The sequence below is a fragment of the Chloroflexota bacterium genome (assembly GCA_016235055.1).
GTDB lineage: Bacteria > Chloroflexota > Anaerolineae > JACRMK01 > JACRMK01 > JACRMK01.
In genome coordinates this window covers 1-8,402 of the sequence record JACRMK010000072.1, presented here as the reverse complement: position 1 = coordinate 8,402, position 8,402 = coordinate 1, and the positions used below count along the sequence as shown (strand labels likewise).

The window sequence follows — 8,402 nt, the reverse complement described above, 5'->3', positions numbered from 1 at the left end:
TCACGCAAGCTGGCCCGCCGAAAAAGTGGCGCTGCCCTCCCCCCGACCCCCTCCCAACATCGTTGGGAGGGGGCGAGATTCTTAGGGGAGGTGCGCGGCGGCGGCGCCGCCGCGCACCTCCCCGTTAGCTTTTCCCCTTCTCCCCCGCGCGCGCGGGGGAGAAGGGGCAGGGGATGAGGGGGCATATTGGCAGCCGACTCCAAAATGAGAATTGCTGCGCAACTACGGCGACTTCTTGTCGGAGATGATCGCGCTCGTGCCGCCGCCCGCATTGATGATGTTGACGCTCACGATGCGCTTGCCGCCGTCCTTGCTGAACTGCAGCGAGGTCGCGACGGGGTTACTGGAATCATCCTTGTCCAGTTTCCAACCCTGGCCGGGCATGCCGTTGCGGTAGAAATCGGCCACGACCTTGACGGTGTCCGGGCTTTTGAACGTCGTGACCGTCTGGCCGCCGGCTTCCGTGACACGCTTGTCCGTGATGTTCGCCGGGAATGGAATGTCGGTCGCCTGCGTCGGCGCCACGCAGTCCTTCGGCGCGACAAGCGCGCCCTGGGTGTTCACATTGTCCACGTCGTAGTTGAAGTTGCCCGTGCCGGTCGAGCCTTTCGAGTTGGTGCCGCTGAGTTGAGCAACGATCTTTACCACATAGGCGTCGGGCGAAATCCACACCTCGCCTTTGTCCAGCTTCATGCCGTCGAGTGCCGTGCCCAGGGCGGCTTCGGTAATCGCATAGTGGTCGGCCGTCACGCCGTTGACCGATTCACCGCGCCGGATCAGCGTCGCTTTGTTGGAGCCGATGAGTTGATCGGCCGTGAACAAACCGCGCGTGACGCTGGTCGAATCGCCGCTCGTCAGGAACTGGCATTTGCCGCCGTTGATCAGGAACGTGTTGTTGCTCACGCGGTACATCTCGAACACCGTCCCGGCGGGGGCAGGCGTCGCCTTGGAATCATCGTTGCCGAACGCATTGCCGACCTGATCGAGCTTCATGTGCTCGTCTTTCGTCGCGTTGATGATTTCCTGAAGGAAGTTCGCCGTGCCTTTTTGCGGCTGGCCGCTCTTATCCTTGCCGTCGTAAGCGTAGACGAATCGCACGCGATACGATTTGAGCTTCTCCAGCCCGCTGTTGACGTTCTTGACCTCGCGCGTCTCGGCCCCGGCCGTGGCCGCGGTACCCGGCGTGACTTGGGGCGCAGCGGTCGGCACGGCCGTGGCCGCCCCTCCCGCGCCGCCCGATGTGCCGCCGGTATTGCCGCCTGGCGCAGTGGTTACGGCCGGGGCCGCCGGCGCCGGTGTCGGCGAGCCGGCCGAGCCTGCAAACGGTCCGCAGGCGCTGGCCAGCAACGCCAGGACCAGCACCCCTAGTAACATGGTGGTGATACGGATAGACTTCATGTGGGATCCTCCCTGGACTGCATTAACACATCTGTTTGGTAACGCTCTAATACTGCCATAGCTTCGACGCATAGCTAAATCGGCACGCCGGTCATACCGGGGATTGTGGTAAAATGGGGCCGCAGGAGCGATTCATGCTTAACCATTCCGCGCCCGGCCGGGAGGGCCACTATTTATGATCACCAAAATCATGGGGTTGCTGCTGTTCCTCGTCGGGTTGTTTCTCATCATCCTGTCGATTCTGGCCTTGCTCAGCCTGGGTGTTGACTTCGGCGTCGGCGAACGGTTGATGATCTTCATCGGCGGCCTGATCCTGTGCGTGCTCGGCTTCATCATGGCGCGCGACCGCCAGCCGGCCGAGGAAGAACTGCAGTAAGACCGCGCCCCGCGCACAACGCCTTGGACGCCAGTCATGCTGGCGTCTTTGCGTTTATGCCGCACCCCAGATCCGATAGCGTAGGTAGATCACCGCGAGCGTCTGCACCGACAGCGAGCCGACCAGCAGGCCGATGCTCCAGAATGCCAGGCCATTCCAGCATGCGGGGCGCGCCCAGTCGCCGCGCGCCATGCGCCAGCAAAGCCACGCGCCGAGCGGCGCCGACAGCAGCGCCGGCGCCGGCCAGCCGCGCCAACCCAGCCAGAGCAGCAGCGCATACGCCGCGATAATCGCCGCGATGTACAGCCGCGCGGCGTTCAAACCGCCGATGCGCAGGACGAGCGTCCGCTTGCCGGTCGCGCGGTCGCCCTGCGCGTCGGGAAAGTTGATCGCCAGCGACATGGCGAACTGCAGGCAGCAGAGCGGCGCGACGAACGCAACCAGCGGCAGCCAGATATAGCCCGCCTGCAGGTAGAAGCCAACCAGCGGTGTCAGCCCTGGCACCAGCAGCGCCACGGACGCCTCGCCCAGCCCGCGCGCAGAGAGCCGCAGCGGCGGCGCGCTGTAGAACCACGCGCAGGCCAGCGCCAGCCCGAGTAGCGGCAAAGTCAGCGGCCCAGCCCGCAACCCAAACGCAATGACCAGCGCCGCCGCCATCGCGATGGCAGCCAGCACCACCGCCGTCACGAGCGCAGCGTATGGCGGCAGTTTTCCGGTGGGCAGGACGCGGCTGCCGCCCGACCAGTGCGTCGGCGTGTGGTTGGCGGCATCGGCGGCGAGGTCGAAATACTCGTTGGCATAGTGGGTCATCCACTGGATCGCGGTGATCGCAACCTGCCCGGCCGCATAGAGACGCCAGTCAATGCCGCCGCCCGCATAGACGGCCAGCGCGGCGCCCAGCGCGTGCAGGACAACGCCGCCGAACAGGAAGTGCGGCCGCCCCAGCCAGATCCATGCCAACAGACGCGCGATCATGCGCGGATTATACTAGCAACTAGCGACTAGCAACTAGCAACTAGTCGCTAGTTGCTAGTCGCTAGCTTCGCGGTTATACTTGCGATCAATCACATACGAGTGAACTTTCGGGGCGGGGTGCAAATCCCGACCGGTGGTACAGCCCACGAGCGCCTCGCGGCGCACGATTCGGTGAAACTCCGAGGCCGACGGTACAGTCCGGATGAAAGAAAGTTCTCGCGCACGGGCCGCGCCACAAGGCGTGCGCCGGTGCGCGCCTGTGCTTGCCCCGACACCGCGCGGGGCATTTGTGTTTTATGTGAACCTTGGGTTGGAGGGAACCAATGCAGAACCTGAAGATTTGCGCCGGTCTATTTATCGTAGCACTGCTCGCGGCGTGTGGCGCGTCGACTACGCCCGCAGCCACACCGGCCGCACCGGCCGGGCCGCGCGGCAAGCTGGTCATCGGCTTGTCGGTGGACGCGCAGAGCATGGACCCGCACCTGGTCAGCCAGGTGGCGGGCGAATCGGTCAGCAAGATGCTGTTCGATCACCTGATCGAGCGCGATTTCGATGGCAAGCTGTCGCCGGGGCTTGCGGAGTCGTGGAAGGTCGTGGACAACACCACGCTGGAGTTCAAGCTGCGCGGCGGCGTGAAGTTCCACAACGGCGAGGCGTTCGACGCCGCGGCGGTGCAGTTCTCCGTCGAGCGCATGCAGAGCGAGGCGCTCAAAAGCCCGTTCCGCGCCAACTTTGCCGCGATCAAAGACGTCAAAGTGCTCAACCCGCAGACGGTGCAGTTCATCCTGAGCAAGACCGACGCGGCGATCATCGACAACCTCGCGGCGCAGCTCGCGATCGTGCCGCCGGGGTATGTGAAACAGGCCGGCGACGCCGGGTTCGCGCAGAAACCAGTCGGCACCGGCCCGTTCAAATTTGGCGAGTGGGTCAAGGACGATCACATCACGCTGGAAGCGAACACGGATTACTGGGCCGGGTCGTTCAAGGGCAAGGCGCTCGTGCAGACGGTTGTGTTCCGCCCGATCCCCGACGCGCCGGCGCGCGCGGCCGCGCTGAGAGCGGGCACGATCGACATCATGCAGGACGTGCAGCCCGACCAGGTCAAGCCGCTGCAAGATGCCGGTTTCGCCATCGCCAGCCAGGACGCGCCGCAGGAAGCGTTCGTGTTCCTCGTCGCCGACGCGCCGGGCACGCCGCTGGCCGATAAGCGCGTGCGACAGGCGATCAACTACGGCGTGGACGTGGACAGCATCATTGCCAACGTCCTGCAGGGCTATGGGCGGCGTATCGCCAGCCCGATTGGCGCACTGACGCTCGGCTACGACGCCAACGTCAAGCCGTACCCGTATGATCCGGCGAAGGCGAAGCAACTGCTGTCCGATGTCGGATACGCCGGCGGCTTCGATGTCGTGATCGACGCCTCGGCCAGCGACAAGGCGTCGACCACGGAAGCGGTCGCCGGCGAACTGGCCAAGCTGAATATTCGCGCGACGATCCGCCGGCTCGACCTGGCGACGTTCAACGGCAACTGGGACAAGAAGCAGACCTCGCCGATGATCGCGGCACGCTGGAGCGGTATGTTCGACCCGGCCAGCGCGCTCAACTTCTTCGCAAAGTCCGGCGGCGCGCTGACGCGCTACAAGAACGCCGATGCCGACCGGTTGATCACCGAAGGCGTCGGCACACTCGATCCGGCGCAACGCGCGCAGACCTACGCGCAGTTGAGCCAGGTGCTGCACGACGACCCGCTCGCGCTGTACCTGTGGAACACGCAGAACCTGTACGCACTGAGCAAGCGCGTGGCCGGGTGGAAGCCGCACCCGCGCTCGTATCTGGCCGCGACCGGCACGACGGTTCAATAAGATCAGCGCGGCGGGCATCGATATGTTCGCCGCGCTTCCTGCCATGGGTTATCTCGCCGGACGCGTCGCACAGGGACTGCTCGTCGTCCTCGGTGTGTCGTTGATCGTCTTCGCGCTGTCCTATCTGGGCGGCGACCCTGCGGCGGCACTGCTGCCGCAGGGCACCGACCCGGCGGACGTGGAGGCGTTCCGGCGCGCGGCCGGCTTCGACCAGCCGCTGCCGGTGCAGTATGCGCGCTTCCTGTCGCGCGCGCTGACGGGCGACTTCGGCGAGTCGCTGCGCTATCGCGAGCCGGCGATGCCGCTGGTGCTGGCGCGTCTGCCGCTGACGTTTGCGCTGGCCGGGCTGGGGCTCGGCGTCGCGCTGGCGCTGGCGCTGCCGCTTGGCATCGCCGCCGCCGCATGGCCGGGCCGCTGGCCCGACCGTCTGGCGCAGGCGGCCTTCGTGCTGGCGCAAGCCACGCCGAACTTCTGGTTCGCTACGCTCGCCATCCTCGTCTTCGCCGTCGCACTGCGCTGGCTGCCGCCGTCGGGTATCGACGACGCGCGCGGACTGGTCCTGCCCGCGCTGACGATCGCGCTGCTGCCCGCCGCGACAACCGGCCGCCTGCTGCGTTCACGGTTGCGCGAGGTGCTGGCGCAGGATTACATCCGCACCGCACATGCCAAGGGGCTGCCCCCGGCGCGCGTGCTGCGGGAACATGCGCTGCGCAACGCCGCCCTGCCGGTCGTGACGGTGCTCGCGCTGCAGCTCGGCAACCTGCTCGGCGGCGCGCTGATCGCCGAGGCGGTCTTCGCGCTGCCCGGCCTGGGCCGCCTCGCACTGCAGTCGATCAGCGCGCGCGACGTGCCGCTGATCCAGGCGTTTGTGTTCGTCTCGGCGTCGTTCGTCGTCGCGGTCAACATGGCGCTCGACGTGGTGTACGTGTGGATCGACCCGCGCGTGCGACGGCCATGATGCGCGCGCCCGACCGTATGCGCACCACCCCGGCACGCCTCGCCGGGTTCGCGCTCGTGCTGGCGTTTGTGCTGGTCGCACTGGCCGCACCGCTGCTGGCCGGGCGCGACCCGCTGGCGCAGGAGCTTGCCCTGCGACTGCGACCGCCCGCATTGGCCGATCCGCATTCGAACTTCCCGCTCGGCAGCGACGCGCTCGGGCGCGACCTCTGGAGCCGCCTGCTATACGGCATGCGCACGTCGCTCGCCATCACCGCCGCCTCGACCGTGCTGGCAACCATGATCGGCGTGGCGCTCGGCCTGCTGGCGGGCTATCGCGGCGGACTGGCGGGAACGTTCATCGCGCGCTGGGCCGACATCCAGCAGGCGATCCCCTACCTGATTCTGGCCGTCGCCGTCGTGGCCGTGCTCGGCAGCACTCCGGCCATTCTCGTGCTCGTGCTCGGCCTCACATCGTGGATCACGTTCTTCCGCGTGATACGCGCGCAGACATTGAGCCTGCGGGAGAGCGAGTTCGTGCTGGCTGCGCGGGCGTGCGGCGCGCGCGACGCGCGCATCCTGTTCCGGCATCTGCTGCCGAACCTGGCGGGCACCATCGCCGTGCTGGCGACTGTGCTGGCGACGAACATCATTGTGTTCGAGGCCGCGCTCGGATTCCTCGGGCTCGGCGTGCCGCCGCCCGCGCCGTCGTGGGGCGCGCTGATCGCCGAAGGGCGCGAGACCATCGATACGGCGTGGTGGCTGGCCGTCGCGCCCGGCGGTGCGCTGGCGCTGTTGACGCTGGGCCTGGTCCTGCTCGGAGACGCGGAGTGAGGAGCAGGACAGAATGACGGGATGACAGGATGACAAGATGACAAGATGACAAGGCGACACGCTGACGAGGTGACACAGTAGATTACGATTGACCCGTCCATCAGCATTGTCATCCTGAGCGCGGACGCAAGGCGACGTGCTTTGCAGGTGTTTCACGCGCGAAGGCTCTCGAATCTGTGCGCCATTCTGTCACAGCGGATCACAGACCAGCCGATCCATCAGCATTGTCATCCTGAGCGCGGACGCAAGGCGACGTGCTTTGCAGGTGTTTCACGCGCGAAGGCCCTCGAATCTGTGCTCGACCGTGACAGGGTGCATCAGCGACGGAACGCAGTATCGACAATTGCAATCGTCGGCGGGAATTGGTAAGATGCGACTGGAACGGAACCCTCAGCCAGTCAGGAGAACCCCATGACGCCCCAAGATTTGTGCTTCATGCCCGCCGTCGACATGGCAGCCGCCATCCGCGCGAAGAAGCTTTCGCCCGTTGACATTGTCGATGCGCTGTACGCACGCATCCATGCGCTGAACCCAAAGCTGAACGCCTACTGCACCCTCACCGAGGAGAGCGCGCGACGCGAGGCGCGCGAGGCCGAAGCGGCCGTCATGCGTGGCGACAAGCTCGGCCTTCTGCACGGCGTGCCGGTGTCGGTCAAGGACCTGGTCATCACGAAGGGCGTGCGCACCATGCGCGGCTCGGCGATCTACGAGCACGACGTGCCGACCGAAGACGCGCCATCCGTGGCGAAGCTGAAGGCGGCGGGCGCGATTATGCTCGGCAAGACGACGACGCCGGAGTTCGGCTGGAAAGGCATGACCGACTCGCCGGTAACCGGCATGAGCCGCAACCCGTGGAACCTGGCGCGCACGCCGGGCGGCTCGTCGGGCGGCGCGGCCGCCTCGGTCGCGGCCGGTATGGGGCCGCTGGCGATCGGTACCGACGGCGGCGGCTCGATCCGCATCCCGGCCGCGTTCTGCGGCATCTTCGGACTGAAGCCGTCGTTCGGGCGTATCGCGGCGTACCCGCCCAGCGCGGTCGCCATCCTATCGCACGTCGGCCCGATGGCCTGGTCGGTGCGCGATGCCGCCCTGATGCTGGACGCGATGGCCGGGCCCGACGAGCGCGACCTCGGCTCGCTGCCTGCCGACAACACTGACTATCTCGCGGCGTGTGAAGGCGGCATCAAGGGACTGCGCGTGGCGTGGAGCGCCAACCTCGGCTATGCCACCGTTGATCCGGCCGCGGCCCGCGCCGCCGAGGCCGCCGCCCGGGTCTTCGCGGAACAGCTCGGCTGCCGGCTTGAGGCGGCCGATCCCGGTTTCGGCGACCCGCAGGAGTTCTTCGGAACGATCTGGGTCGGCGGGCTTGGCAACTACCTGCGCAGCTACCTGCCGCAATGGGCTGAGCGCATGGATCCGGGGCTCGTGGAGATGGTGCGGCAGGTGGAAGGGCTGACGGCCGCCGACTACGCCGGCGCGCTGGCCAAGCGCGCAGCGCACTGGAACACCGTGCGGCAGTTCTTCGAGAAGTACGACCTGCTGCTGACGCCCAGCATGCCGATCCCGGCGTTCGCGGTCGACGCGCCGCCGGCGCCGCCTCCCGCGAAAGACGGCCAGGCTGTTTCGTGGTCGGGCTGGACGCCGTTCACCTTCCCGTTCAACCTGACCGGCCAGCCGGCCGCGACGGTGCCGTGCGGCTTCGCGCCGGACGGACTGCCGCTCGGCCTGCAGATCGTCGGGCCGCGCTTCGGCGACGCGCTCGTGCTGCGCGCCGCCGCGGCGTTCGAGGCGGCGATGCCGTGGGGCGCGAAGCGGCCGCCTGCATAAACACACAGGGCGAACACACAGGTTCGCCCCGACACCGCGCATACGTAGGGGCCGACCGGCGTGTCGGCCCGGATCAGGCCAATCGGTGAGGGCGAACACGCAGGTTCGCCCCGACACCGCGCATACGTAGGGGCCGACCGGCGTGTCGGCCCGGATCAGGCCAATCGGTGAGGGCGAACACACAGGTTCGCCCC

Annotated in this window: 7 protein-coding genes and 1 riboswitch; of the genes, 5 read left to right on the top strand and 2 right to left on the bottom strand. The window is 67.1% G+C overall.

The window, feature by feature from the left end; all coding sequences use genetic code 11:
• Positions 1–222: 222 nt before the first annotated feature.
• On the bottom strand, positions 223–1,398 hold the full coding sequence (locus HZB53_18210) for a hypothetical protein (GenBank protein MBI5879588.1): 1,176 nt from the start codon (positions 1,396–1,398) through the stop codon (positions 223–225).
• Between the two features lie 175 nt (positions 1,399–1,573).
• Between HZB53_18210 and HZB53_18205 the strand changes: the two genes are divergently transcribed.
• Entirely contained in the window at positions 1,574–1,774 is a 201-nt protein-coding gene (locus HZB53_18205) for a hypothetical protein (protein ID MBI5879587.1), read from the top strand.
• A gap of 54 nt (positions 1,775–1,828) precedes the next feature.
• Here HZB53_18205 and HZB53_18200 read toward each other — a convergent pair whose 3' ends face one another.
• A complete protein-coding gene (locus HZB53_18200) occupies positions 1,829–2,749 on the bottom strand; it encodes a prenyltransferase (GenBank protein ID MBI5879586.1) in 921 nt (306 codons plus the stop codon).
• 99 nt (positions 2,750–2,848) lie between these two features.
• A riboswitch (FMN riboswitch) is annotated at positions 2,849–2,967 on the top strand.
• Between the two features lie 105 nt (positions 2,968–3,072).
• Here HZB53_18200 and HZB53_18195 point away from each other — a divergent pair.
• From HZB53_18195 to HZB53_18180, 4 genes are all read left to right on the top strand, one after another.
• Positions 3,073–4,611 carry an ABC transporter substrate-binding protein gene (locus HZB53_18195; GenBank protein ID MBI5879585.1) on the top strand — a complete coding sequence of 513 codons (1,539 nt, stop codon included), beginning with the start codon at positions 3,073–3,075 and terminating at the stop codon, positions 4,609–4,611.
• A gap of 22 nt (positions 4,612–4,633) precedes the next feature.
• Complete coding sequence (locus HZB53_18190) at positions 4,634–5,569, top strand: ABC transporter permease (GenBank protein MBI5879584.1); 936 nt, start codon at positions 4,634–4,636, stop codon at positions 5,567–5,569.
• Between the two features lie 17 nt (positions 5,570–5,586).
• A complete protein-coding gene (locus HZB53_18185) occupies positions 5,587–6,381 on the top strand; it encodes an ABC transporter permease (protein MBI5879583.1) in 795 nt (264 codons plus the stop codon).
• A 411-nt stretch (positions 6,382–6,792) separates the two neighbouring features.
• The gene (locus tag HZB53_18180) at positions 6,793–8,208 is read left to right on the top strand and encodes an amidase (GenBank protein ID MBI5879582.1); all 1,416 of its coding nucleotides are present in this window, start codon (positions 6,793–6,795) and stop codon (positions 8,206–8,208) included.
• Positions 8,209–8,402: the final 194 nt, after the last annotated feature.

Excerpts from the sequence above, each read along its gene's own strand:
- HZB53_18200 (MBI5879586.1), bottom strand. The coding sequence starts at position 2,749 with ATGATCGCGCGTCTGTTGGCATGGATCTGGCTGGGGCGGCCGCACTTC.
- HZB53_18180 (MBI5879582.1), top strand. The coding sequence starts at position 6,793 with ATGACGCCCCAAGATTTGTGCTTCATGCCCGCCGTCGACATGGCAGCC.
- HZB53_18210 (MBI5879588.1), bottom strand. The coding sequence starts at position 1,398 with ATGAAGTCTATCCGTATCACCACCATGTTACTAGGGGTGCTGGTCCTG.
- HZB53_18205 (MBI5879587.1), top strand. The coding sequence starts at position 1,574 with ATGATCACCAAAATCATGGGGTTGCTGCTGTTCCTCGTCGGGTTGTTT.
- HZB53_18185 (MBI5879583.1), top strand. The coding sequence starts at position 5,587 with ATGCGCACCACCCCGGCACGCCTCGCCGGGTTCGCGCTCGTGCTGGCG.
- HZB53_18195 (MBI5879585.1), top strand. The coding sequence starts at position 3,073 with ATGCAGAACCTGAAGATTTGCGCCGGTCTATTTATCGTAGCACTGCTC.
- HZB53_18190 (MBI5879584.1), top strand. The coding sequence starts at position 4,634 with ATGTTCGCCGCGCTTCCTGCCATGGGTTATCTCGCCGGACGCGTCGCA.